The sequence below is a fragment of the Plantimonas leprariae genome (assembly GCF_008802405.1).
Lineage (GTDB): Bacteria > Pseudomonadota > Alphaproteobacteria > Rhizobiales > Rhizobiaceae > Plantimonas > Plantimonas leprariae.
The window spans coordinates 36,741-60,436 of the sequence record NZ_VZDO01000007.1 but is presented as its reverse complement, the minus strand read 5'-3'; the positions used below and the strand labels follow the sequence as shown (position 1 = coordinate 60,436).

The following is a 23,696-nucleotide window of genomic DNA, read 5'->3' as shown; positions in this document are numbered from 1 at the left end:
CATGGTGAAGGCCACGTCGCTCCAGGTTCGGCGGCGGTCACGCTTAAGCCTTCCTTGAAACGTTCCCGCCATAGTTCGGACCACGCGAACGGGCGTTCGCCGGCATGGGTCTGCCCTGCCGCGCCGCCGGATCGCAACGAGTATGCGGCAAGGCGTCGGGCAGCGGGAGGAAGCGTTTGAGGATCCCCATTCACGCGCTCCGGAACGGCATGATGGCGCGCTTCGACGCCATCGTCTCCGACCGTGTCCGCGATGGGGACGAACGCCGCCGCCTCGCCGGGCTGATGGCCGTCTTGTGGGCGGCGGGACTGGCGAGCGCGCTCGGTATTCCGCTCGCCGGCTTCGTCTTCGAGCATTCGGGCGTCGCGATTCTCGCCGCGGTCGCGTCCGGCGGCTGCCTGGCGCTGGCCGCGCTGGCGGCCTCCGGCGCGTTCGACGCGGTGGTGGGGGCGGCCGTCGCCGGCGGAACGTTGCTCGTCGCGCTCGCCGCCGTCTCGACCGGCGGGGTGGCCTCGCCGCTCCTGTGGCTGCTCCCGGTCGTGCCGATGGAAGCGGTCCTGTCCGGCCGGCGCAACCTGTTCTGGACATGCTTCGGCATCGCGAGCCTCGCGCTCTGCTTGCTTCTCGCGACGACCGCCTTCGGCGTCTCGTCCGGCGCTCCGTCGCCGGGGGTGACGCTCGGCGCGGCCGTGGCGGCGTGCGGCTGCCTCGCGCTGCAGGTCGCGCGGCTCCTGCGCCGGAAGCCGCGGCACGCGGCGAGCGACGAGGCCGTGGGCGAGGACGATGACGCTTCCGCCGTCGTCCGCTTCGCGCCGGACGGCGAACTGGTCGATGCCTCCGACGAGGCGACGCGCCTCTTCGGCGAACGGCTCCGCAGCGACCGCCTGCCGTTCGCCCTGTCGCTCGTCCATGTCGGCGACCGAGTGCGCTACCTTTCGGCCTTCGGCGAGGTCCGCGCCGGCGCGGCGCGCGCCGGCTGCGAGGTGCGGCTCTGGGATGCCGCGGCGGGCGGCTTCGCCGAGCGGCGGGTGGAACTGCGGGCCGTCCGCGACGGGGCGGCGCTCGTCGCGATCCGCGCGGCCTGCGCGATCGCGCCGCACGAGACGGCGGAGGCATCGCGCGATCTCGAAGCGGCGCTGGAAGCGGCGACGGCTGCATCCGAAGCGAAAAGCAGCTTCCTCGCCATGGTCAGCCACGAGCTGCGGACGCCGCTGAACGCCATCATCGGCTTCTCGGACGTGCTCGACCGGGAGATGTTCGGGGATTTCCGCGATCCGCGGCAGAAGGAATATGTCGGCCTCATCCGGCAATCCGGCGAGCACCTGCTCGGCGTGGTGAACGGGCTCCTCGACATCTCGAAGATCGAGGCCGGCCGATACGAGCTGGTGACGGAGCGCTTCCATATCGCCGCCGTGCTCGACGCGGCGCTGGCGACGGTGCGCTGCGAAGCCGAGCGCAAGGGATTGGCCCTGAGCGCGCGGAACGACTGCGCGTCGGGCTGGCTCGTGGCGGATCGCCGGGCCGTCCAGCAGATCATCCTCAACCTCCTCGCCAACGCCGTGAAGTTCACCGACGGCGGCGAAGTGAGCGTGACGGTGCGGGAAGCGGGCGACCTGATGCGCATCACCGTCGCCGATACCGGGATCGGCATCGAGGCGAGCGAACTGCCGCGCCTCGGCCAGCCGTTCACGCAAGGGTCGGCCGGCCTGACCCGCCGCTATCCCGGCACCGGGCTCGGCCTGTCGCTGGTCAAGGGCTTCGCCGAACTGCATCGCGGCGCGATGCGCGTTGCCAGCGAGCCCGGCCGCGGAACCACGGTCGACGTCACCTTGAGCCTCGACTGCGACGCCGCCGTCGAGCAGAATGAATCCACGAAGAGAGTCGTAGCGCTCAGGCATGCGAGACACCAGGAAACCCAACTCCCGATCCCGGAAGCCCGTCGCACGGCGTAAGGCGGGCCCTCGCGCGCTGGCCGGCGTCGCGCGGCTCGCCGTGGCCGCGGCGCGGCCGATCGCGCGGCGGCCGGCGACGTCGGCGAGCCTCGCGGCCTTCGCCGCCTTCTTCGGCATCCTCGCGACCAACGCGCTGACGGCGCAGACGGGCCGGCACATGCACCCGCTGCTGGCAACGCGGCCGGGCGCGGCGTCCGCGCCGGTCGCCGGCAACGACGCGGCGCCCGGCGGCTTGTCGGTGCCACTCGTCGTCGAGGTGCAGACTGCGCTGGCGGAGGCCGGCTATTACGGGCTGCCAGTGGACGGCCGGCCGGGGCCTGCGACCTCCGCCGCGATCCGATCCTATCAGAGCGACCACGGCCTCGGCGTGGACGGCGAGGCTTCGCCGCGGCTGCTTGCCGCGATGCGCGGCGATGGTGAGACGCGCGGCACGGACGACCGCCGCGTCGCCAGCCTCGACGATGTCGAGACGGGCACGGCGAGCGATGCGGCACCCGCGAGCGTCGCTGCGCCGCCGGCTGCGGACCGGCCGAACCGCGACCTCGTCCGGCGCATCCAGGAGGGGCTGAACTCGGCGAAGATCGCCGAGCTCGAAGCCGACGGCGTGATGGGCAGCCGCACGGAAGCGGCGATCCGCAACTTCCAGGCGATGCAGGGACTGCGCGTCACCGGCGTACCGGACGAGACGGTGCTGTCGAAGCTGAAGGCGGTCGGCGCGTCGCACCGTTGAGGATCACCTCCGAACTCTTCGTCGCGCAACTCGTGCGGCGGGCCTTCGGTGCGGGCGGCTTCGCGGCCGTCGTCCGGAAGGGAGCGGAAGCGGCCGGGGCGATCTTCGTGATCTCGCGGGCGCGCGGCGGCGCGGTGACGCTGTTCGGGCCGGCCGTGCAGAGCTTCGCCGCCGACGACGGCGGGCGCCGCTTCATGCGCGAAAGCGCCATCGACGATGCGGCCGTGGCGGCGCGGCTGGAGCGCGAGGCGCGGTTCGATCCGGACTTCTGGGTGGTCGAGATCGAGGACCTCGCGCCGGACGACTTCCTTGCCGTCGTCGGCGACGACGGCTGATCGTTTCAGGGGTTGCGGCGGCGGCGCTCGACGCCGGCCGGCAGCGAGATCCGGCGGCCGAACACCCTGCGGGGTTCGGCGCGATGCGGCGCTTCGGTTTCGACATGGGTGGGCTGCAGCGCGGGCGTGACGGGCATGCGGCCGACATCGAAGCGGGCGGCGCATTCCGAGGCGTCGAGCGAGCCGTAGAAGGCGCCCATCGTTTCGAACGCCGCGACGTCCGAACCGAGCTCCTCGTTCAGCATCATCAGCATGGTGAGCGCGTCGGCGCGCTCGGCGCCGGTGGCCTTCAGCGCGGCCGCCAGTTCGCGGCCACTCCTGTCGGCGCGGATCGTCGCCAAGGCTTCCGGGCCGAGCAGCAGCTTGTTGGCGAGCAGCGAATGGAAGCCCTCCGCGTCGCGGGCGAGCGCGAAGCCCATCAGGTCGGTGCGGGCGGCTGGAGAGGGAGCGGGGGCGGGCACCCGAGCGGCGGCGCGCGGCCGGCCCGATAGCACCAGCTTGCGAAGGAGGGCCAGCGCCTCCTCGGCGGATTGCGGCTCCGGTACGGTCGGCAGCGATGCCGCGACGGCCGGGGCAAGGTTCGCCAGGCTCGGCGCTGGTTCGGGCGTGCCGGCGGAAAGCAGCGCGGTCTGCCGGGCGGACGACAGGCGGCGCGGCGCAACGGGCGCTGCGGCATCCGGTGCGGTTGCGGGGGATACCGTCTTACGGCGGCGCGAGGTCGCCGGCTTCTCCGACTTCGGCGGTGCGTTGCGCGCCTTCAGGATCTTCTTCAGGCCGGGATCGCGCCGAACGGCGAGGGCGGCAAGGTCTTCCGGCGTCAACAGTGGGCTCGCGAGGAGGAACGGCGCGGCTACGGCGGCGGGTTCGGCGAGGAGCTTTTCGACCAGCACCCGGGGGAGGGCTGGGCTGGGAGACAGCGCGGCGGCCAGCCGGCGGCGCGTTTCCGCCGCGGTCCTGTCGTAGAGCGGGGCGACCAGGCGGCCGAAGTCGCGCGACTGCGCCGCGGACGGGCGCTCCAGCGCGGCGTAGTCGGCGACAGCTGCAAGCACGATGTCGTCGAAGCTGTCCCGGCCCCCGGATTTCTCCAGGTTTCGGAAGATGCGCGGGCTTGCGTCCGTCATGGGGATCCGGGTCGATCGGGATGGGCACGCGCATGATGGCGCGGCAAGCGTTAGCGGACTGTTAACCTTGGTGCGGTTTTCTAAGCTTCAGGAAAGGTCGCGCCGGGATAGTCGCGAAACGCAACGTCGAGCCCAACGAAAGCCCCGATATGGCAACGGTTCTCCGTTTTCCGGACCGCTTCGCGGCGCGTCCCTCGCAAAATGCCCCGATATCGCGCCCCTCGGCGTCGATCGTGATCCTGCCCTGCATAAGGCGCGAGGTTCTGGTCGCGGCGGTGGTCGATGCGCCGCCCTCGGCCCAGCGCCACGCCTAAGAGGCTGTCTGGAAAGTCGGCCGGGTCGGTCTGGCGGGTCTTTCCGCCGTCCGCTTCGTCGCCGAGCCTCGCCGATGCCGCCGGCATCGACTGCGTTCGGCTCCGCGCGAAGCGACGAAAATCCCTCGCCAGCCCTCCGCCGGGGACTTTCCAGACAGCCTCTAATCCGCAGGCTGCCCGTCGCCGGATGCCGCCGCTTCGTCGGCGGTGGCGCATTTCAGGCCGCGCAGGAAGGCGTCCGCTTCCGGCCTGACGCTCTCGTCGTCCACCAGCGCGCGGATCGTCATGTAGCCTTCGGTCTCGGCGAACTCGACCGGGATCATCGTCTCGTTCGGATCGGGCGAGGTCGCCTTGGTATCCACGAGTTGCTCCGAAGAACCGACGAGGAGATCGAACCGGCCGCCAACGGAGGAGCGGTCGTTGATCGAATAGACGTTGTCGCCGCGCCGCGTATAGATGGAGGCCGACCAGAAGCTCGCCGGCGCATCGCTCGTCAGCCGCACCGGACCGTCCTCCAGGTCGAAACGGCAGCTCGCGGTGACGAAGGCCGGGTCGACGAAGGCGAAGGCGCGACGTCCGGAACCGCCATCGTCGCCGCCCGTCGCCTGCGTGCGCTGGGGATCGATACGCACGACGCCGAACATCGGCCCGAGCTGGCCGAGCCGCCCCCAGGAATTATTGGAGGCAAGCGCCGGCATCGCGAACACCACGCAGATGTGGACGATCGCCGCGCCGACGAGCCCGGCGAGCAGCGTGGCGAAGACCTTAAACACCGGTGCAGGCCTTCCGCTCGACCTTCAGGAGCTCGACCCCGCCGACGCCGCTGGAGGTGGAAGCCGGCGTGTCGTAGAGCGTCAGCACCAGCGCGAAGGACCCGGTGCCGGAAAGCGCCAGCCAGTTGCCGGGGCGCGCCTCCGCGCTGGCCGCGACGACGACCACGTTGTCCTCGCGACGCAGGAGGTTGCGGGAGACCAGCCACCCGGGCCGGCCGTCGCCCGGCTGGACGAGGCGGCCGTCCGGCGTGAAGGCCGCGAGCGTCCAGACGCGGGCGAGCGGCAGGCCGCCGGAAAGCTCGTATGAGCACTCGCGGCGCAACGGCGCGCCGGAGCCGTCCGTGAAGGTCTTGAACTGGATGCCTTCGCCGATGCCGAGCGTCAGGTCGCCGATCTGCGACAGGCGCGCCTTCTCGTAGGGGCTGGCATCCGCCGAGCCGGCGAGGGGGTCCGCCCGCCAGACGCCGATGGCGATGCTGCTGGAGCCGGCGCCGGAGCCGAGCGCCCGGCGGGCGGACCAGCCGCCGAGGCCGAGCGCGATCGCCACCGCCGCGAGAAGCAGGATCAGGGAGCGCAAAAGACGAGCGACCTTACGGGCCGGGAGCCGGGCCGGCGGCGGACGCGTTGGCTGTCAGCGTCGAGGCGTTGGCGGCGACCGTTTCGGGCGCGAGCGGCGGTGCCTTCGCCATGAGGTCCGCGATGCCGCCGAGGACCTTCTGCGTCTCGTTGTTGAGCGAGGGCGGGCGGACCGGCAAGGGCGGGCCGTCCTTCGGCGCTTCCGCGACCTTGTCGGCGGCGGGCTTCGGCGGCGGCAGGTCAATATAGGGGATCTTCTTCAGGTCGATGCCCTGATGCGCCGCTTCCATCACGCGCTGCCAGGCCATCGTCGGAATGGAGCCGCCGGACAGCTTGTTGGTCGGCGTGTAGTCGTCGTTGCCGAACCAGACGGCGGCGGTGAAGTTGCCGGTGAAGCCGACGAACCAGCCGTCGCGATAGCTTTGCGTCGTGCCGGTCTTGCCGGCGGCGAGCGTCATCGTCAGGGCGGCTTTGCGCGCCGTGCCGCGGATCGGGATCTGGACGAGCATCTCGTTCATCGACTTCGCGGCCTGCTCGGACAGGACGCGATGCCGCGGCCCCATGTCCTTCGCCGCGTCCCACAGGATGTCGCCGTTCGTGTCGGTGAGCTGCATGACGGCGTGGCGGTGCGCGTCCATGCCGCCGGCGGCGAAGACGGCATAGCCGGTGGCCTGGTCCATGACGGTGACCTCGGACGTGCCGAGCGCCATGGTCTTGTCGCCTCGGAGCGGCGACTCGACGCCCATCGACTTCGCGAGCGCCGCGACGTTCTTCATGCCGACCTTCTGGCCGAGCCGGGCCGCGACCGTGTTCAGCGATTGGGCCAGCGCGTCGGTGAGCGAGACGCGGCCGGCGAACTTGCGGCCATAGTTCTGCGGCGACCAGTTGCCGATGGTGACGGGGGCGTCGGAGACGATGTCGGTCGGCTTCATGCCGGCTTCCATCGCTGCGGCGTAGACGTAGCCTTTGAACGAGGAGCCCGGCTGGCGGAGCGCGCGCGTCGCGCGGTTGAACTGCGACTCGCCGTAGTCCGCGCCGCCGACGATGGCGCGCACGCCCCCATCGTCGTCGAGCACGACCATCGCGCCCTCGTCCACTTTGTAGGCCTTGCCGAACTGGCGGAGGTGATACTGGATCGACTCGTCGGCGAGCTGCTGCATGCCGGCATCGAAGGTGGTGCGAGCGACGAAGTTGCGGTGCGGGATCTTGTCGGCGATCCGCTGCACCTCGGCGAAGGCGAAGTCGAGGAAGTAGTCGGGCGAGGTCTGCGTGCCGCGGTCGACGGCGGTGGCCGGCTGCCGGCGGGCGGCGACGACCTGGCCTTCCGTCATGAAGCCGGCCTGCACCATGTTGGTGAGGACCTCGTTGGCGCGGCCGCGGGCGGCGGGGAGGTTGATGTGGGGCGCGTATTTCGCGGGAGCCTTGAACAGGCCGGCGAGCATCGCGGCCTCTGGCAGGCTGACCTCGCGGATGTCCTTGTTGAAGTAGAACTCGGCCGCGCTCTCGGCGCCGAAGGCGCCGCCGCCCATGTAGGCTCGGTTCAGATAGGTCTCGAGAATCTGCTTTTTGGTGAGGTGCTCTTCCAGCCAGAGCGATAGGAAGGCTTCGTTGATCTTGCGGTCGATCGTGCGCTCGTTCGACAGGAACAGGTTCTTGGCGAGCTGCTGGGTAAGGCTGGAGCCGCCCTGCACCACGCCGCCGGCGCGGGCGTTCTCGCCGAGCGCGCGGAACAGGCCGATGAAGTCGATGCCCCAATGCTCGAAGAAGCGCCGGTCCTCGGTCGCCAGCACCGCCTTGATGAAGTGGTCCGGCATCTCGTCGACAGGGACCGAATCGGAGCGCAGGACGCCGCGCCGGCCGATCTCGTTGCCGTGCCGGTCGAGGAACAGGACGGAATAGTCGGTTTCCAGCGGCAGGCCGTGCGCCGTCATCTGCATAGCCGGCTGGGCGAGAACGTAGAGGAGGGCGAGACCGCCGAGGCCGAGGGTCAGACCCTCGCAGGACAATTCGACCAGCGCCTTCTTGAAGCCGCGCGCGCGAAAGCGGCGGAAGAAGATGGTGATCGCTTCCCAGAAGCCGCCCGAGCCGTGGAAAAAACGCCAAAGCCCCGAGTCGATCCAAGCGTCGATCTCGATCAGACGCGACGGGACCCAGCGTTTGGCCTTATCCTCGGATGATCCGCGCAATATCTATCCGTTCAAGCCTGCGGTCCGGACGCGCCGCGAACGACGATCGGCCCTTATCACGTCCGCCCCTTCTACGAGATTAAGTGTGGCGGGCATACGGCCGCAACAGGGGCAGCGACCGGCGAACACCTCTCGACGGAAATTTGATGGAAGACGGCAACACACCCTTCTGGAAGACGAAGACGCTGGACGAGATGACGCCGGCGGAATGGGAAAGCCTCTGCGACGGCTGCGGGCGCTGCTGCCTCAACAAGCTGGAGGACGCCGATACCGGCGCGATCGCCTGGACGAGCGTTGCCTGCCGGTTGCTCGATGGCGAGGCCTGCCGCTGCCGCGACTATCCGAACCGCCAGCGGACCGTGCCGGACTGCATACCGTTGAACCCGGACACGGTGCGAGAATTGACTTGGCTGCCGCCGAACTGCGGCTACCGTTTGGTTGCCGAAGGACGCGACCTCTACTGGTGGCACCACCTCGTTTCCGGCGACCGCGACACGGTGCACGAGGCCGGCGTCTCGGTGCGCGGACGGACGGTGAGCGAGGAGGGGATGGATCTCGACGACTTCGAGCGGCACCTCGCGAACTGGCCGGGCCGGATGCCGAAAGGCGCGGCACGGCGGAAACGCTGAGGCGGCGTCAGAAGCGCCGGCCGATGCAGTCGTCGTCGGCCGGATGGAGTTGGCAGTACTGGATGTTCCGCGCCTCGTCGTGCTTGAAGCCGCGCCGGTACTCGCCGCGGGCGAAGCGCTCGGCCTTGGTCTCGTCCGTATCGTTCTGGTTGCCGACTACCGCCACGGCGTCGGCTCGGGCGCTGCGGGAATCGTCGCTGACGCAACCCGACAGGGATGCAACGGTGATGAGTAGTACTGAGGCCGACAGAATTGGGCGCTGACGCATCGTCACTCCTTTTTCATATCGAACTGGAGCGCCGCCGGAAGGCGGCAACGACCGCGGAAACGCGTCGCGGAAAATAGGAAAATAGTCCTTGACTGCGTGACGGTGCTCGGGTAGGTTACGGCTACAGTCGAGAAATTGGGTCGGGCGGGAAGCGGTAAGCTTCGCCGCCCGTTTGCGTTTCCGGGGGCGGGGATGGCGGACGGAACGGCGGACGGCGGCGCGTTGGCGGCTCTGCCGAAGCGGAAGCGGACGATGTCGCAGCGGCTGCTCGCGGTGCTGACAGGCGAGGTCCGGGGGTTCGAGTGGATGATCCGCGCTTCGGCCGCGGCGGAAAGCCAAGGCGAGGACGGCGCATCGCCGGCCGGGGCCAAGGCGCGCGTCGACGCGATCGGCAGCCTGACGAAAACGCTGGAGAAGCTGATCGACCTCGGCCGCGTCGAACTGGCCGCGGCGAAGGGCGGCGCGGAGGAGGAGAGCGAGGCGGTACGGCTGCGCGCCGAACTGATGAAGCGGCTGCGGGCCATCGATGCGAGGCGCGGCAGCGGGCGGCGGCTGTTCGGCGATGCGGCGGAGGCGGCCGGTTTCGCTTGAGCGATGCCGGCGAGGTGCTGACGGACGAGGCGTTCTGGCGGCTGGCGGAGAGGGAAATCGGCCGGCACGGGCGGGCGACGCTGTTGAAGGCGATGCCGGGATGGGCCGAGATCGCGAGGGAGGCGCAGCTTCCGCCGCTTGGCGACTGGCGGCACTGGCTGATCGTCGGCGGGCGCGGCTCGGGCAAGACGCGGGCCGGAGCGGAATGGGTGCTAGGGCTGGTCGCCGGCAAGGCTCCGTTTGCGGCGCGGCCGCACGAGCGGATCGCGCTCGTCGCCGAAACGCTGGCCGATGCGCGGGAGGTGATGATCGACGGCGAAAGCGGCATCCGCACCGTCGCGGTCGGCGAGAGGCCGGTCTACGAGGCGACGCGCCGGCGGCTGGTGTTCGCGAACGGCGCGACGGCGCAGGTGTTCTCGTCGGAGGACCCGGAGTCGCTCCGGGGCTACCAGTTCGACGCGGCCTGGGGCGACGAGCTGGCGAAGTGGGTGCGGGCCGGGGAGACGTTCGACAATCTGCAGTTCGCGTTGCGGCTAGGGAGCCGGCCGCGCGCGCTTTTCACCACGACGCCGAAGCCGGTGCCGCTGCTGAAGCGGCTCATGGCGGACACGGCGACCGCGACGACGCATATGCGGACGGTCGAGAACGAGGCGAACCTCGCGCCGCGCTTCGTCGATGCGATGCGCGGTCTCTACGGCGAAACGCGGCTGGCGCGGCAGGAACTCGACGGCGAGCTGATCGAGAGGCGCGAGGACGCGCTGTTCGACCGCGCCCGGATCGAGCAGCTGCGGGTCGGGCAGGCGCCGGAGCTTCGGCGCGTGGTGGTGGCGGTGGATCCGCCCGCGACAGGCACGGCGCGGTCCGACGCCTGCGGCATCGTCGCGGCCGGCCTCGCGGCGGATGGGACGACCTACGTCGTGGCGGATGCGAGCCGGCAAGGGTTGAAGCCGCCGCAATGGGCGCGGATCGCGGTCGATCTCTACGAGCGGCTGGAGGCGGATCGCATCGTCGCCGAGGTAAACCAGGGCGGCGACATGGTGGCGAGCGTGATCGACGCCGTGTCGCCCGGCGTGCCGATCCAGATGGTGCGGGCGACGCGCGGCAAGTGGCTGCGCGCCGAGCCGGTCGCGGCGCTCTACGAGCAAGGGCGGGTGCGACACGCGGGGAGCTTCCCGGCGCTGGAGGACGAGATGGCCGACTTCGGCCCGGACGGGTTGTCCGGCGGGCGTTCGCCGGACCGGCTCGATGCCTTGGTCTGGGCGGTGACGGCGCTGATGGCGCCGCGGGCCGAGCCGCGGGTGCGGGGGTTGTGAAGCTGCCTCCTTCTCCCGCTTCGGGAGAAGGGAGGGCGCGAACTCGCTGGCATATTCGAAAGAGGAGAGAGGCATGGGACTGCGGTCGGCGATCGCGGCAAGGTTGGTGCGCGCCCGGGCGAACGAGGGCGTGCGCGAGGCGAAGTCGTATGGGTTCGCGGGGACGCTGCTGTTCGCCGGGAGCGAGGGGGCCGGGGCCGCCGAGCGGCCCTACGAGACGCTGGCGCGCGACGGGTTCATGCGCAATCCGGTGGTGCACCGTTCGGTGCGGCTGATCGCCGAGAACGCGGCAGCGGTGCCGCTCCTGCTCTACGACGGCGCGCGGGAGGTGGAGGATCATCCGATCCTCGGTCTCCTGCGCCGGCCGGGCAGCGTCAGCGACGGCGCGGCGCTGGTGGAGGCGGTGTGCGGCCACCTGCTCCTGGCGGGGAACGCCTATCTCGAGGTGCTGACGGTGGACAGCGTCCCGCGCGCCCTCCACGCGCTGCGGCCCGACCGGGTACGGATCGTCATGGGGCGCGACGGCTGGCCGGAGGCCTACGAGTACCGGGCCGGTTCGACGGTGCGGCGGATCGCGATCGAGGAGGAGGGGCCGAGCCCGGTCCTGCATCTGAAGCTGTTTCACCCGCTCGACGACGGGCAGGGTTTCGCGCCGCTCGGCGCGGCGGGACAGGCGCTCGACCTGCACAACGCCGCGGCGCGCTGGAACCGGGCGCTGCTCGACAACTCGGCCCGGCCGAGCGGGGCGCTCGTCTACCAGCCAGGCGACGGCGCGAACCTTTCGCCCGACCAGTTCGACCGGCTGAAGGCGGAACTGGAGGCCGGCTATACCGGCGCGGCGCGGGCCGGGCGGCCGATGCTGCTTGAAGGCGGGCTCGACTGGAAGGCGATGAGCCTCTCGCCGAAGGAGATGGATTTCATCGAGGCGAAGAACGGCGCGGCGCGGGACATCGCGCTCGCCTTCGGTGTGCCGCCGATGCTGCTCGGCGTACCGGGCGATGCGACCTACGCGAACTACGCGGAAGCGAACCGCGCCTTCCTGCGCCTCACCGTCCTGCCGCTGCTTGGGAAGCTGACCGCCGCGCTCGGCGGCTGGCTGGCGGCGCATCACGACGGGGACGGATTGCGGCTCGGCTTCGACGCCGACCGGATCGAGGGTTTGAGCGTCGAGCGCGACGCGCTCTGGGCGCGTGTCGGCGGGGCGGGGTTCCTCGACGAGGACGAGAAGCGCGAGGCGGTCGGCTACGGGCCGAGGAAACGCGGCTGAGGGGTCGGTCGCGACCATCGACGAGGGGTGAAGGGCATGGTGCGGGAAGCGGCAGCGACCTTGCGGGGGAGGGTTGGATGAGCATCGAGGACGGATCGCTTGCGGCGCTCTGGGGAGCGAAGTTCGCGGGTGCGGCGGCGGGGTCGGCGATCTCGGTCGCCTACCTCCTGCCTCACGGGCGACGGGAAGCGGCGGCGCGCTTCATGATCGGCATCGTGACGGGGCTGGTGTTCGGCGCGCCGGCGGGGATGGCGATCGCCGACCGGCTGGCGCTGGCGGACAGGCTGGAGCCGGCGGAGCTGGCGATGATGGGATCGGCGGCGGCGAGCCTTTGCGCCTGGTGGGCGCTGGGCGTGCTGGCGCGCTTCGCCGCGACGCTGTTCGCCGGCAAGGCGGAGGCGGCGCGATGACGGCGGCGGTGATCCGCATCGCGCCGGAGAAGCGCGAGGACGGGACCGTGCGCGGCTATGCCAGCGTGTTCGGCGCGGTGGACCTTTCGGGCGACGAGGTGCTGCGGGGGGCCTTCGCCACCTCGCTGCGCCAGCGCGGGGCGGCGGGCGTGAAGATGCTCTGGCAGCACGATCCCGGCCGGCCGATCGGCGTCTGGACGGCGCTTCGCGAGGACAAGGTCGGGCTCTGGGCGGAAGGGCGGCTGGCGCTGGACACCAGCGGCGGTCGCGAGGCCTACGGACTGATCCGCGCCGGCGCGCTGGACGGGCTGTCGATCGGCTTTCGCACGAAGCGGGCGGAGCGAGGCGGGGGGCTGGCGAAGCGCCGGCTGGCGGAGATCGACCTCTGGGAGATTTCGGTCGTGACCTTCCCGATGCAGGAACTGGCGCGGCTCGCGATGAAGCGGGCGCTGAAGGCGCCGCTCGCGGCGGCCTCCGACCTTGTGGCGCGGATTCGCGCCGGTGCGCGCTCGCTCGGCTCCCCGCTGGGGGTGCCGGCATGACGTTTCAACAGGAGAGAAGCATGACGGACTTCAATCAGGTTCCCGAAACCAAGGCGCGCACCGGCGAGGTCGCCGAGGCCTTCGGCGAGTTCATGCGGGCCTTCGAGAGCTTCCGCGAGGAGAACGACGGGCGGCTCGCGGAGATCGAGAAACGGATGAGCGCCGACGTCGTCACCGACGAGAAGGTCGACCGCATCTCGAAGGCGCTCGACGAGCACGAGAAGCGCGTCGAGCGGCTGGTGCTGAAGGAAATGCGCCCGCGCCTCGGCGGGACCGGCGAGACGGCGGCCGGCGCGCCGAGCGAGCACCGCCAGGCATTCGAATCCTACGTGCGCGGCGGCGACGAGCGCGGCTTCCGCCGCATGGAGGAGAAGGCGCTGTCGTCGCTGACCGGCTCGGACGGCGGCTTCGTCGTGCCGCCGGAAACCGAGCGCGAGATCGGCAAGCGGCTGGCGGCGCTTTCGCCGATCCGCGCGATCGCGGCGGTCCGGACCGTTTCCACGCAGGTGCTGAAGAAGCCGTTCTCGATCGCCGGGGCGCAGGCCGGCTGGGTCGGCGAGGCGGATGCGAGGCCGCAGACCGCGACGCCGCAACTCGCCGAGCTCGCCTTCCCGACGATGGAGCTCTACGCGATGCCGGCGGCGACCAACGCGCTGCTCGACGACGCGGCGGTCGACATCGACCAGTGGATCGGCGAGGAGGTCGAGCAGGCCTTCGCGGCGCAGGAGGGCGCGGCCTTCGTCAACGGCGACGGCGTCAACAAGCCGAAAGGCTTCATGACCGCCGCGACGGTGGCGGAATCGGCCTGGGCCTGGGGGAAGGTCGGCACGGTCTCGACGGGGGCGGCGGGCGCTTTTACGGCCACCAACGGCTCGGATGCGCTGATCGATCTCATCTACGCGCTGAAGGCGGGCTACCGGCAGAACGCGTCCTTCGTGATGAACCGGCGCGCGCAGAGCGTGATCCGCAAGATGAAGGACGCCGACGGCAACTATCTCTGGCAGCCGCCGGCGACGGCGGGCGGCAAGGCGACGCTGATGGGTTTCCCGGTGGTGGAGACCGAGGCGATGCCGGACATCGCCGCCGGCTCGAAGTCGGTCGCCTTCGGCGATTTCGGGCGGTTCTACCTGATCGTCGACCGCCAGGGCGTGCGCGTCCTGCGCGATCCGTATTCCGCCAAGCCCTACGTGCTGTTCTACACGACGAAGCGCGTCGGCGGCGGGATCATGGACTACGACGCGGCTAAGTTCCTGAACTTCGCGGTCTGAGGGCAAGTCGAGGGGCAAGCGGCGAGGGCCGGGCGCGAACGTCCGGCCCCTTTCTTTCTCGGGGCGAGCGGTTGCGATGGTCGTGGTGGAGCTGGGCGGCGGCGGGGCGGAGCCGGTCTCGGTCGCGGAGGCGAAGGCGTGGTGCCGGATCGAGAGGAGTGACGAGGACGACCTGATCGCGGCGCTGGTGACGGCGGCGCGTGAGATGGTGGAGCGGGAAACGCGCGCGGTGCTGGTGAAGCGGGGTTTCCGGATTGCGCTGGAGGCGGTGCCGGCCGACCGCCGGGTGCGGCTGCCGCGGACGCCGCTCGGGGCAGTGACGATGATCACGGCTTACGGGGCGGACGGAACGTCGAGAAACTTTATGCCGGCCGGCGCGACGCCCGATCGAGCGAGCGGGGAGGATGTCGTGGTTCTAGCGGACGACGTGGTTGCCGCGGCGGCGAACGGCGTCGAGGTCGAGTTCATCGCCGGGTTCGATGCGGGGTCGGTGCCGGAAGCGCTGAAGCTCGCGGTGAAGGAGATCGTCGCGGCGAGCTACGAGATGCGCGGGGCGGTGGCGGCGGACATGCAGCCGGGCTTCATCCCGAAGGCGGTGCGCGATCTCCTGGCGCCCTTCCGCGAGCGGAGGCTGTAGATGACGCCGCTGTTCCTCGATCCGGGCCTTCTGCGCAAGCGCGTCTCGCTGCAGGCCGCCGATCTCGTGTCCGACGGTTCGGGCGGTACGGTGCCGAACTGGCGGGAGGTGGCCGAGGTTTCCGTCCGCGTCGAGCCGGTGTCGGTGCAGGCGGCGGAGCGGTTCGAGCGGCGGGAGGCGACGATCACCCATCGCGTCATCTGCAGGGCTCGCGACGATGTCGACCGCGGCATGAGCTTCGTGCTCGGGAACCGGCGGCTCGTCGTCGTGTCGGTGCACGATCCCGACGAGAGCCGACGCTACCTCGTCTGCCGCTGCCAGGAGGAAGTGTGATGCGACTTGCCGCGCGGCTTGCCCGCCGGGTTTCCGGCACGGCGCGGCGTGGCCGCATCGTCGCGGCGGCGCTGGCGAGGGTAGGTGGGCAATCGGCGGAGGGCGAAAGATTGCTCGACCGTGAACTTCCGGCGTCGTCCCTGCTGAGCGGCTTTCACTTCCGCGAAACCTCGCCGGACGAAAGGCCGACAGCCAATAACGGAAATTTCAGCGGGCGCGCCGTCTTGTGAAACGGCGCGACGCACCATCTTTCTCGAATATCGTCGCAATATTGGCGGGAGGAAATACCGCATGCTGCGTTCCAGCGCCGAACTGCAAACCTCGATCTTCAAGGCGTTGACGACGGATGCCGGGATTGTCGCCAAGCTCGGCGGGCCGAAGGTGTACGACGACGCGCCGGAACATGCGAGCTTCCCCTACCTGACGCTCGGCCGCACCACGGTGGTCGACTGGTCGACGGGCAGCGAGGACGGCGCGGAGCACGTCCTGACCCTGCACGTCTGGGGCCGGGGCGGCGGCAAGGCCGAGACGTTCGCGATCATGGACGAGGTGACGAACCGGCTGCACGACGCGCATCTGCCGCTCGGCAGCCACCGGCTGGTGAACCTGCAGCTCCAGTTCGCCGAAGCGCGCCGGGAACCGGACTCGCCGAATTTCCACGGCATTCTGCGCTTCCGCGCGGTGACTGAACCGCTGGCCTGACCGGCTAGACACAATCGAACGAATGCGAAGGGCGGTCCGAGGGGCCGCCCTTTTTCTTTTCCGCGATGGCGAGAGGTGAAGGATGGGCGCGCAGAAGGGCAAGGACCTGCTCCTGAAGCTGGACGCGGCGGGCGGTACGAACTTCCAGACGGTGGCGGGACTGCGCACGAAGCGCATCGCCTTCAACGCCGAAACGGTGGAGATCACCGATTCGGAAAGCGCCGGGCGCTGGCGCGAGCTGCTCGGCGGCGCGGGTGTGCAGCGCGCCTCGATCTCGGGGGCGGGCATCTTCAAGGATCTCGCGTCCGATGCCGCGGTGCGCCAGCTCTTCTTCGACGCGAAGGTCGCGCCCTTCGAGGTGACGGTGCCGGATTTTGGCCGGATCACCGGGCCGTTCCAGGTCGCGGCGCTGGAATATTCGGGCGAGTTCAACGGCGAGGTGACGTTCGAGATGACGCTGGAATCGGCCGGCGCGCTCGCCTTCGCGGCGATCTGACGATGGCGGCGAACCGGCGGCGGGGCGAGGTTTCCGCCATGATCGACGGGCGCGAGCGGGTGTTGTGCCTGACGCTCGGGGCGTTGGCCGAGCTGGAGGATGCCTTCGGCGAGGAGGATATCGGCGCGCTGGCCCGGCGCTTCGGCACGGGCGCGCTTTCGGCACGCGACATCGTGCGCGTCGTCGCGGCGGGTCTGCGCGGGGCAGGCGAAACGATCGCCGACAGCGACGTCGCCGCGATGCGGTTCGAGGGCGGCGCGGCAGGCGCGGCGGCGCTGGTGGCGGATCTGCTTGGGGCCGCTTTCGGCGAGGCGGTGCCCGCAAACCCTTGATTGCGTCGCCGGCTGCGGTGGCGAGCAGGGCCGGCGACGCTTTTCCTTGGGACGAGGCGATGGCGGCAGGCTTCGGCCTGCTCCGCCTGACGCCGGATGCCTTCTGGCGCTTGAGTCCGCGCGAGTTCGCGCAGGCGATCCGGCCTTTCGTGCGCGACGGGCGCGACGCGCCTTCGCGTGCGGCGCTCGACCGGTTGCTCCAGCGATTTCCCGATGCGAGGTAGAGAATGGCGGCGGACGAGACCTATCGCGTCGGCATCGAGGCCGACACGAGCGCGCTCGACAAGGCGCTCGGCGACATGACCGCGAAGGCCAACGCCTTCGGCTCCGCGATGAACGCGGCGTTCCGGGGTGCGGTGGTGAGCGGGCAGTCACTCGACGGCGTGTTCCGGCAACTGGCCTTGCGGATTTCGACGATCGCCTTGAACGCGGCGCTGAAGCCCGTGACCTCGATCGCGGGCGGGCTGATCGGCCAGCTCGCGAACGGCGTCGGCTCACTCTTCGCCGGCGGTGCGGCGGCGAGTGCGAGCGTGGTGCCTTTCGCGAAGGGCGGTGTCGTGGCGAGCCCGAGCTACTTCCCGAACGGCCGGCAGATCGGGCTGATGGGCGAGGCCGGGGCGGAGGCGATCCTTCCACTTCGGCGCGGGCCGGACGGAAGGCTCGGCGTCGCGACCGGAGAGGGCGGCAAGGGTGGCGGCCAGCCGATCGTCTTCAACGTGACGGCGGCGGACGCGGCGAGCTTTCGGCGGTCCGAAGCGCAGATCCAGGCAATGCTGGCGCGGGCCGCCAACCGTGGACGGCGGGGGCTCTAAATGACGATCGCGGCTTTCAGCGAGGAGCGGTTTCCGCTCCGCGTCGCCTTCGGCACGAGCGGCGGACCGGAACGGCGGATCGAGGTCGTGCGGCTTTCGACCGGATTCGAGACCCGCAACCAGCGGCACGCCCACGCCTTCCGCCGCTACGACGCGGGGTCGGGGGTGAAGAGCCTCGCCGACCTCGCCGCAGTGCTCGCCTTCTTCGAGGCGCGGCGCGGCAAGCTCGTCGGGTTCCGCTTCCGCGATCCGCTGGACAGCCGGTCCGGCGCGTTCGGGACCGCGGTGACGGCGTTCGACCAGACGATCGGCACCGGCGACGGCGCGACGAAGAGTTTCGCGCTGGTGAAACGGTATGGGGTCGGGGCCGACGCGTATGTGCGGCCGATCGGGAAGCCGGTCGCGGGCACGCTCGAGGTGGCGGTCGGTGGAACCGCCGTCGGTTCGGGCGTGTCGCTGGACGCCGGGACGGGGATCGTGAGTTTCGCGAGCCCACCCGCGAAGGGTGCCGCAATCACGGCCGGCTTCGAGTTCGACGTGCCGGTGCGCTTCGACATCGACCATCTCGCCGTGAACGTCGCCGCTTTCGAGGCGGGCGACATCCCCACGCTGCCGTTGGTGGAGATCCGGCCATGAGAACCGTTCCGGACGGCCTGAAGGCGCATCTCGCCGGCCAGGCGACGACGCTCTCCCATTGCTGGCGGCTGACGCGGAAGGACGGCGTCGTGCTCGGCTTCACCGACCACGACGAGACGGTGCGCTTCGACGGGACGGTGTTCGAGGCGGCGAGCGGGCTATCCGGCAGCGAGGCGGAGGCCGAGGTCGGACTTGCCGCCGGCACGCAGGAGGTGGACGGGGCCCTCTCGTCGCTGAGTCTCGACGAGACGGATATCGCGGCCGGGCGCTACGACGGCGCGAAGGTCGAGACTTTCGTCGTCAACTGGGCGTCGCCCGAACAGCGGATGCTGCTGGACGTCGCGGAACTCGGCGAGGTGACGCGACGCGGCGAGGCGTTCACGGCGGAACTGCGCGGGATCGCCGCGCAGCTCGATCGCCGGCGCGGGCGCTTCTACCGGCGGCGCTGCGATGCGGTGCTCGGCGATGCGCGCTGCCGGGTGGATCTGGAACAGCCGCGTTTCCGCGCCGAGGTGACGGTGAAGGCGGTCGATGCCTCGGGCATCGTCAGCTTCGCCGGGGCGGAGGGGATCGAACGAAGTTTGTTCGAGCAGGGCCGCGTCGAGTGGACGGGCGGCGCGGCGCGAGGTCTCGTCTCGGATTTGGCGTCGCTTGCCGTAAACGGCGGCGTGCGCGCGTCTTTTCTCGGCGGGGCTCCGGAGGGGATCGTCGTTGGCGACGGGGCGACGCTCAAGGCCGGCTGCGACAAGAGCTTCGCGACCTGTCGGGCGGTCTTCGCGAACGGGCTGAACTTTCGCGGTTTTCCGCATCTGCCGGGCGGCGACGCCGCGTTCGCCTTCGCCAAGAAGGACGGCCGGCACGACGGTTCGCCGGTGGTGCCGTGATGGACGGTCCGGTTCGGGAACTCGTGCTGGCGGCGGCGCGAGGCTTCGTCGGCACGCCGTACCGCCATCAGGGCTCGCGCCGCGGCGTCGGCTGCGACTGTCTCGGCCTCGTTCGGGGGGTGTGGCGAGAGGTGTACGGGCGCGAGCCGGAGGAGGCGGGCGCCTATACGGCGGACTGGGCGGAGCGTGGGCTCGGCGAGCGGCTGCTGGAGGCGGCGGGCCGCCATCTGGTTCCGGTTGCGGCGAACGAGATGCGGCCGGGCGACGTCGCGGTTTTTCGTTGGCGGCCGGAAGCGGTCGCCAAGCATTGCGGCATCCTCGACGAAGGGGATTGCCTCATCCACGCCTACGAGGGGATGGCCGTCGTTTCGTCGCCGCTCGGCCCGAGCTGGCGGCGGCGGATCGTGGGCACGTTCAGGTTTCCGGAGCGCTGATCGATGGCGACGATCCTTCTGCAGGCGGCGGGCGGCGTCTTCGGGACGCTGATCGGCGGTCCGGTCGGCGGCGTGGTGGGGCGGGCGCTCGGCGCGCTCGGCGGCGCGGCGATCGACAGTTCGCTGCTTTCGCCGCAACGCCGCGTGGAGGGGCCCCGGCTCGCCGCCGCGCGCATCCAGGAGGCCGACGAGGGCGCGGGCGTCGCGCGCCTCTACGGCACGGCGCGGATCGCGGGCCAGATGATCTGGACCACGCGCTTCGAAGAAGAGAAGGACACCGAGCGGCAGGGTGGCAAGGGCGGCGGTGGCGAGCAGACCGTCACCACCTACAGCTACTTCGGCAATGTCGCGATCGGGCTTTGCGAGGGGCCGATCGCCTGCATCCGCCGCGTCTGGGCGGACGGCGAGGAACTCGACCTGACGGCTGTGAGCCTGCGCGTTCATCTCGGGCGCGAGGATCAGATGCCGGACCCGCTGATCGAGGCGAAGCAGGGAGCGGGGAACGCGCCGGGCTATCGCGGCCTCGCCTACATCGTGATCGAGCGGCTGCCGCTGGAGAAATGGGGCAACCGCATCCCGCAGATCGCCTGCGAGGTGGTGCGGCCGGTGGGCGATCTCGAACGGAACATCCGGGCCGTTACGATCATTCCCGGCGCCAGCGAGCACGGGCTCGACCCGTCGAGCGTGCGCGAGCGGGTGCGCCGGGGCGAAGATCGGCTGCTGAACCGCAACATGCTGTTCGGCGCGAGCGACTTCGAGGCCTCGATCGACGAGCTGACGGCGCTCTGCCCGAAGCTGGAGCGGGCGGCGCTCGTCGTCGCGTGGTTCGGCGACGACCTGCGCGCCGGCTCGTGCACGATCCGCCCGGGCGTCGAGGCGGGCAGCCGGAACGAGTCGAAGCCGTGGCGGGTCGGCCCGACCGATCGCACCGGCGCGCGGCTGATCAGCGAGAGCGGTGGCGGTCCGGCCTATGGCGGGACGCCGAGCGACGCGGGCGTGCTGCGAGCCATCGCCGATCTGAGAGCGCGCGGGCTGAAAGTCACATATTACCCGTTCCTCCTGATGGACGTGCCCGCCGGCAACAACCTGCCCGATCCTTACGGGTGCGCCGAACAGGCCGCCTATCCCTGGCGCGGTCGCATCACGCTGGACAGGGAGCCGGGCCGGGCGGGATCGGGCGACGGCACGACGGCGGCCGCGGACACGGTGCGGCGATTCGTCGGGGCGGCTCGGGTGGAGCACTTCGCGATCGGCGGCGGAACGGTGAGCTATGCCGGGCCGGCGGAATGGTCTTATCGCCGGATGGTGCTGCATCAGGCGCATCTGGCGAAACTCGCCGGCGGCGTCGATGCCTTCGTGATCGGCTCCGAGCTGCGCGGCCTGACGCGGGTGCGGGATGCGGGCGGCGGTTTCCCCTTCGTTGCGGCGCTGGCCGCTCTGGCGGCCGACGTGAAGCTGGTGCTGCCGCGCGCGAAGGTGATCTATGCGGCGGACTGGAGCGAGTATTTCGGCTACCAGCCGGCGGACGGCTCCGACGACGTCTTCTTCAACCTCGATCCGCTCTGGGCGCATCCGGCGATCGATATGGTCGGGATCGACAACTATCTGCCGATCGCCGACTGGCGGGACGAGGATGCGGGCGGCGAGGGGCTGGACGCGGCGCGCTCGCCCTACGACCGCGACGCGCTTCGGCGCGGCATCGCGGGCGGCGAGAACTTCGACTGGTACTACGCGAGCGAGGCGGACAGGGCGGCGCGGCGGCGCACGCCGATCGCCGACGGGCGCGGCAAGCCGTGGGTGTTCCGCGGCAAGGACCTGAAAGGCTGGTGGTCGAACCCGCATTACGAGCGGCGCGGCGGCGTCGAGGTGGCGGCGAAGAGTGCCTGGGTGCCGATGTCGAAACCGATCTGGTTCACCGAGCTCGGCTGCGCGGCGATCGACAAGGGCGCGAACCAGCCGAACGTGTTCCTCGACCCGAAATCCGGCGAGAGCGCCAAGCCGTACTTCTCGACCGGCGCACGCGACGACCTGATGCAGCGGCGCTTCCTCGACGCCCATCTCGGCTTCTGGGATCCGGCGGTCGAAGGCTTCCGCGACGCGGACAACCCGCTATCGCCGGTCTTTGGCGGCCGGATGGTGGACCCGGCCGGCATCCATCTCTGGGCCTGGGACGCGCGGCCCTATCCGGCCTTTCCAGGTCGGGCCGACGTCTGGAGCGACGGTGCGAACTGGCGGCGTGGGCACTGGCTGACCGGCCGGCTGGGACAGGCGCCGCTGGACGGCCTGATCCGCACGCTGCTCGCCGATCACGGCTTCGCCGCCGTCGATGCCACGCAGGTGGATGCGGTCGTCGCCGGCTACCTCGTCGGCACGCCCGGCTCGGCGCGGGCGCAACTGGAGGAACTTCTGCGACTTTGCGGGGTCGTGACCCATGCGGAGGCCGGCCGGCTCGTGTTCCGCTCCACGGCCTCGCTCGAAACGGCTGCGTCGATCGAGGCCTTTGCCGAGACCGACGAGGACCAGCCCTTCGTGGAGGCGCGGCGGGCGGAAGAAAGCGAGACCGCCGAGGAAGTGGTCGTCGGGTTCATCGATGCCGCGCGTTTCTACCAGCCGGGAGCAGCGGGGGCGGTGCGTCCCGACGCTGAGTTTCCGCGGCAGGATACGATCGAACTGCCCGTGGCGCTGGAGGAGGATGACGCGCGGCGCTTCGCGGCGGGCGTGCTGGGCGCGGGGTTGAGCGGGCGCGAGACGCTGCGGTTCGCGCTCGCGCCGACGGAGCTCGCCGTCGAGCCGGGCGATGCGGTGAACGTGGCCGGCCGGCCGGGCCGGTGGCTCGTCACGCGGATCGAAAGCGGGCTCGCGCGGCGTGTCGAGGCGCGGCGGCTGCCGGGCGCGGTGGCGTTCGCCGGCGATGGCGGGGTGCCGACGGCCCCGCTCCCGAACAAGCCGGAAGGTGCGTCGCGACCCTTCGTGCTGCTGCTCGACCTTCCGCAGGGGGACGCGGCCGTGCCGGAAGAGGCGGCGCGGATCGCGGGCTTCGTCCACCCGCCGAAGCCGCTCCTCGTTCAAGCGTCGGCGGCGGGCGGACCGTTCGAGACGCGGCTCGTTCTCGACGTGCCGTCCACGATGGGCGAACTGCGATTCGGTCTCGCGGCCGGTCCGGTCGGCGTCATCGACGGCGCGAACGTCTTGGAGGTCGAGCTCTATCGCGGCGCGCTATACTCGATCGAGCGCGAGCGGCTTCTCGCTGGCGCCAATCTTTGCGCCGTGCAGTCGCGTTCGGGAGCGTGGGAAGTGCTGCAGTTCGAGAGCGCGGAGGAGATCGCCCCTTCGCGGTTCCGGCTTCGGACGCTGGCTCGCGGGCAGGGCGGCACCGAGGACGCCACGGTGGCCGGCGCCGAGGCCGGCGCGGCCTTCGTGCTGCTGGACGCCGCCACGCAACCGCTGCACTTGAAGACCCGGGAGATCGGCCGGACGCTGGATTGGCGGGTGGCGGTGCTCGGGCAGCCGCTCGACGGCGAGGGCGTGGCGCGGGAAGCCGCCGCGCTCGGGCTTCGCGCCGTCAGGCCGCTCTCGCCGGTGCATCTGCGCTGCGCCTTCGCGCCGGACGGTTCGGCGACGTTCGGATGGGTGCGCCGGACCCGGATCGCGGGCGACGGCTGGGACGGCATCGACGTACCGCTCGGGGAGGAGATCGAACGCTACCGCGTCACGTTGTCGGACGGGTCCGGCGTGGAACTCGTGCGGGAAAGCGATGCGGCGTCGCTCATCGTCTCGGCCGGCGAGCAGATGCAGGTCTTCGGCAGGATGCCCGCGACGCTTACGGCGCGCGTGGCGCAGCTCAGTCTTCGGCACGAGGCCGGAACGGAGCGCTCGGCGGTCTTCGGCCGACCGGGAGCATGAAGTGGCGGAAAGAGGAAGGCATGATGCAGACGAAGGAATGGTATCGTTCGAAGACGATCTGGGGCGGTGCGTTGGCGCTCGCCGCAGCCGTCGCCGGCCTGTTCGGGGTGAAGGTGGATGCCGCGACCGGGGTGGACCTGGCCTCGGCGGTCACCGACGCGGCCGCCGCCGTCGGCGCGCTGGTGGCGATCGTCGGGCGGCTCGACGCGAAGTCGACCATCGGCTGATGGAAGCGGGGCGGGGCGGCCTGCC

The 23,696-nt window shown here is 70.8% G+C and carries 29 protein-coding genes; 23 read left to right on the top strand and 6 right to left on the bottom strand.

All coding sequences use genetic code 11. The features are described from left to right. The first annotated feature begins 176 nt into the window (after positions 1 to 176). The 3 genes from F6X38_RS10350 to F6X38_RS10340 are packed head-to-tail and all read left to right on the top strand — an operon-like array spanning position 177 to position 3,017. A complete protein-coding gene (locus tag F6X38_RS10350) occupies positions 177 to 1,952 on the top strand; it encodes a sensor histidine kinase (RefSeq protein WP_161992704.1) in 1,776 nt (591 codons plus the stop codon). Next, entirely contained in the window at positions 1,897 to 2,682 is a 786-nt protein-coding gene (locus tag F6X38_RS10345; protein WP_150969656.1) for a peptidoglycan-binding domain-containing protein, read from the top strand. The genes F6X38_RS10350 and F6X38_RS10345 overlap by 56 nt, the downstream gene beginning before the upstream one ends. After that, complete coding sequence (locus F6X38_RS10340; protein WP_150969655.1) at positions 2,679 to 3,017, top strand: DUF1491 family protein; 339 nt, start codon at positions 2,679 to 2,681, stop codon at positions 3,015 to 3,017. Before F6X38_RS10345 ends, F6X38_RS10340 begins: the two co-directional genes overlap by 4 nt. A 5-nt stretch (positions 3,018 to 3,022) precedes the next feature. Here the strand turns inward: F6X38_RS10340 and F6X38_RS10335 are convergent, their stop codons facing one another. The 5 genes from F6X38_RS10335 to F6X38_RS10315 all read right to left on the bottom strand — a co-directional run bounded on the left by F6X38_RS10335 (position 3,023) and on the right by F6X38_RS10315 (position 7,987). Further along, the gene (locus F6X38_RS10335) at positions 3,023 to 4,138 is read right to left on the bottom strand and encodes a hypothetical protein (RefSeq protein WP_150969654.1); all 1,116 of its coding nucleotides are present in this window, start codon (positions 4,136 to 4,138) and stop codon (positions 3,023 to 3,025) included. 80 nt (positions 4,139 to 4,218) lie between these two features. Continuing rightward, on the bottom strand, positions 4,219 to 4,539 hold the full coding sequence (locus tag F6X38_RS10330) for a hypothetical protein (RefSeq protein WP_150969653.1): 321 nt from the start codon (positions 4,537 to 4,539) through the stop codon (positions 4,219 to 4,221). Between the two features lie 74 nt (positions 4,540 to 4,613). Next, complete coding sequence (locus F6X38_RS10325; protein WP_150969652.1) at positions 4,614 to 5,225, bottom strand: DUF1254 domain-containing protein; 612 nt, start codon at positions 5,223 to 5,225, stop codon at positions 4,614 to 4,616. After that, positions 5,218 to 5,802 (bottom strand): DUF1214 domain-containing protein, encoded by a 585-nt coding sequence (locus F6X38_RS10320; RefSeq protein WP_150969651.1) that lies wholly within the window; start codon positions 5,800 to 5,802, stop codon positions 5,218 to 5,220. Before F6X38_RS10320 ends, F6X38_RS10325 begins: the two co-directional genes overlap by 8 nt. A gap of 13 nt (positions 5,803 to 5,815) precedes the next feature. Beyond that, positions 5,816 to 7,987 (bottom strand): transglycosylase domain-containing protein, encoded by a 2,172-nt coding sequence (locus tag F6X38_RS10315; RefSeq protein ID WP_150969650.1) that lies wholly within the window; start codon positions 7,985 to 7,987, stop codon positions 5,816 to 5,818. A gap of 146 nt (positions 7,988 to 8,133) precedes the next feature. Between F6X38_RS10315 and F6X38_RS10310 the strand changes: the two genes are divergently transcribed. Beyond that, positions 8,134 to 8,616: a YcgN family cysteine cluster protein gene (locus tag F6X38_RS10310; protein WP_150969649.1), complete on the top strand. Its 483-nt coding sequence runs from the start codon at positions 8,134 to 8,136 to the stop codon at positions 8,614 to 8,616. A 7-nt stretch (positions 8,617 to 8,623) separates the two neighbouring features. Here the strand turns inward: F6X38_RS10310 and F6X38_RS10305 are convergent, their stop codons facing one another. Next, positions 8,624 to 8,884, bottom strand: a complete 261-nt coding sequence (locus F6X38_RS10305) for a hypothetical protein (protein WP_150969648.1) — start codon at positions 8,882 to 8,884, stop codon at positions 8,624 to 8,626. A gap of 192 nt (positions 8,885 to 9,076) precedes the next feature. Between F6X38_RS10305 and F6X38_RS10300 the strand changes: the two genes are divergently transcribed. From F6X38_RS10300 to F6X38_RS10210, 19 genes are all read left to right on the top strand, one after another. Further along, positions 9,077 to 9,475, top strand: coding sequence for a hypothetical protein (locus F6X38_RS10300; protein WP_161992702.1), 399 nt, complete (start codon positions 9,077 to 9,079; stop codon positions 9,473 to 9,475). A 92-nt stretch (positions 9,476 to 9,567) separates the two neighbouring features. Next, positions 9,568 to 10,788 (top strand): DNA-packaging protein, encoded by a 1,221-nt coding sequence (locus tag F6X38_RS10295; protein ID WP_150969788.1) that lies wholly within the window; start codon positions 9,568 to 9,570, stop codon positions 10,786 to 10,788. Positions 10,789 to 10,861: 73 nt separating this feature from the next. Continuing rightward, the gene (locus F6X38_RS10290; protein ID WP_150969646.1) at positions 10,862 to 12,055 is read left to right on the top strand and encodes a phage portal protein; all 1,194 of its coding nucleotides are present in this window, start codon (positions 10,862 to 10,864) and stop codon (positions 12,053 to 12,055) included. Positions 12,056 to 12,132: 77 nt separating this feature from the next. Further along, on the top strand, positions 12,133 to 12,465 hold the full coding sequence (locus F6X38_RS10285) for a DUF6107 family protein (protein WP_150969645.1): 333 nt from the start codon (positions 12,133 to 12,135) through the stop codon (positions 12,463 to 12,465). After that, positions 12,462 to 13,007, top strand: coding sequence for an HK97 family phage prohead protease (locus tag F6X38_RS10280; RefSeq protein ID WP_150969644.1), 546 nt, complete (start codon positions 12,462 to 12,464; stop codon positions 13,005 to 13,007). Before F6X38_RS10285 ends, F6X38_RS10280 begins: the two co-directional genes overlap by 4 nt. Before the next feature lie 20 nt (positions 13,008 to 13,027). Next, positions 13,028 to 14,275 carry a phage major capsid protein gene (locus F6X38_RS10275; protein WP_150969643.1) on the top strand — a complete coding sequence of 416 codons (1,248 nt, stop codon included), beginning with the start codon at positions 13,028 to 13,030 and terminating at the stop codon, positions 14,273 to 14,275. A gap of 76 nt (positions 14,276 to 14,351) precedes the next feature. After that, positions 14,352 to 14,912: a head-tail connector protein gene (locus F6X38_RS10270; RefSeq protein ID WP_150969642.1), complete on the top strand. Its 561-nt coding sequence runs from the start codon at positions 14,352 to 14,354 to the stop codon at positions 14,910 to 14,912. Next, positions 14,913 to 15,245 carry a phage head closure protein gene (locus F6X38_RS10265; protein ID WP_150969641.1) on the top strand — a complete coding sequence of 111 codons (333 nt, stop codon included), beginning with the start codon at positions 14,913 to 14,915 and terminating at the stop codon, positions 15,243 to 15,245. It abuts the gene before it with no gap. Beyond that, on the top strand, positions 15,245 to 15,475 hold the full coding sequence (locus tag F6X38_RS10260; RefSeq protein WP_150969640.1) for a hypothetical protein: 231 nt from the start codon (positions 15,245 to 15,247) through the stop codon (positions 15,473 to 15,475). The genes F6X38_RS10265 and F6X38_RS10260 overlap by 1 nt, the downstream gene beginning before the upstream one ends. Before the next feature lie 61 nt (positions 15,476 to 15,536). After that, positions 15,537 to 15,947, top strand: a complete 411-nt coding sequence (locus tag F6X38_RS10255) for a DUF3168 domain-containing protein (RefSeq protein ID WP_150969639.1) — start codon at positions 15,537 to 15,539, stop codon at positions 15,945 to 15,947. An 82-nt stretch (positions 15,948 to 16,029) separates the two neighbouring features. Then, positions 16,030 to 16,443 (top strand): phage major tail protein, TP901-1 family, encoded by a 414-nt coding sequence (locus F6X38_RS10250; RefSeq protein WP_150969638.1) that lies wholly within the window; start codon positions 16,030 to 16,032, stop codon positions 16,441 to 16,443. A gap of 2 nt (positions 16,444 to 16,445) precedes the next feature. Next, entirely contained in the window at positions 16,446 to 16,775 is a 330-nt protein-coding gene (locus F6X38_RS10245; RefSeq protein WP_150969637.1) for a gene transfer agent family protein, read from the top strand. Positions 16,776 to 16,792: 17 nt separating this feature from the next. Then, positions 16,793 to 16,999 (top strand): rcc01693 family protein, encoded by a 207-nt coding sequence (locus tag F6X38_RS10240; RefSeq protein WP_150969636.1) that lies wholly within the window; start codon positions 16,793 to 16,795, stop codon positions 16,997 to 16,999. 3 nt (positions 17,000 to 17,002) lie between these two features. Then, entirely contained in the window at positions 17,003 to 17,587 is a 585-nt protein-coding gene (locus tag F6X38_RS10235) for a phage tail tape measure protein (protein ID WP_150969635.1), read from the top strand. Beyond that, entirely contained in the window at positions 17,588 to 18,223 is a 636-nt protein-coding gene (locus F6X38_RS10230; protein ID WP_150969634.1) for a DUF2460 domain-containing protein, read from the top strand. It abuts the gene before it with no gap. Further along, complete coding sequence (locus F6X38_RS10225; RefSeq protein WP_150969633.1) at positions 18,220 to 19,107, top strand: DUF2163 domain-containing protein; 888 nt, start codon at positions 18,220 to 18,222, stop codon at positions 19,105 to 19,107. Before F6X38_RS10230 ends, F6X38_RS10225 begins: the two co-directional genes overlap by 4 nt. Further along, positions 19,107 to 19,541, top strand: coding sequence for an NlpC/P60 family protein (locus F6X38_RS10220; RefSeq protein WP_150969632.1), 435 nt, complete (start codon positions 19,107 to 19,109; stop codon positions 19,539 to 19,541). The genes F6X38_RS10225 and F6X38_RS10220 overlap by 1 nt, the downstream gene beginning before the upstream one ends. 3 nt (positions 19,542 to 19,544) lie before the next feature. After that, complete coding sequence (locus F6X38_RS10215; protein WP_150969631.1) at positions 19,545 to 23,444, top strand: baseplate multidomain protein megatron; 3,900 nt, start codon at positions 19,545 to 19,547, stop codon at positions 23,442 to 23,444. Further along, a complete protein-coding gene (locus tag F6X38_RS10210; RefSeq protein WP_246191291.1) occupies positions 23,441 to 23,671 on the top strand; it encodes a hypothetical protein in 231 nt (76 codons plus the stop codon). The genes F6X38_RS10215 and F6X38_RS10210 overlap by 4 nt, the downstream gene beginning before the upstream one ends. Positions 23,672 to 23,696: the final 25 nt, after the last annotated feature.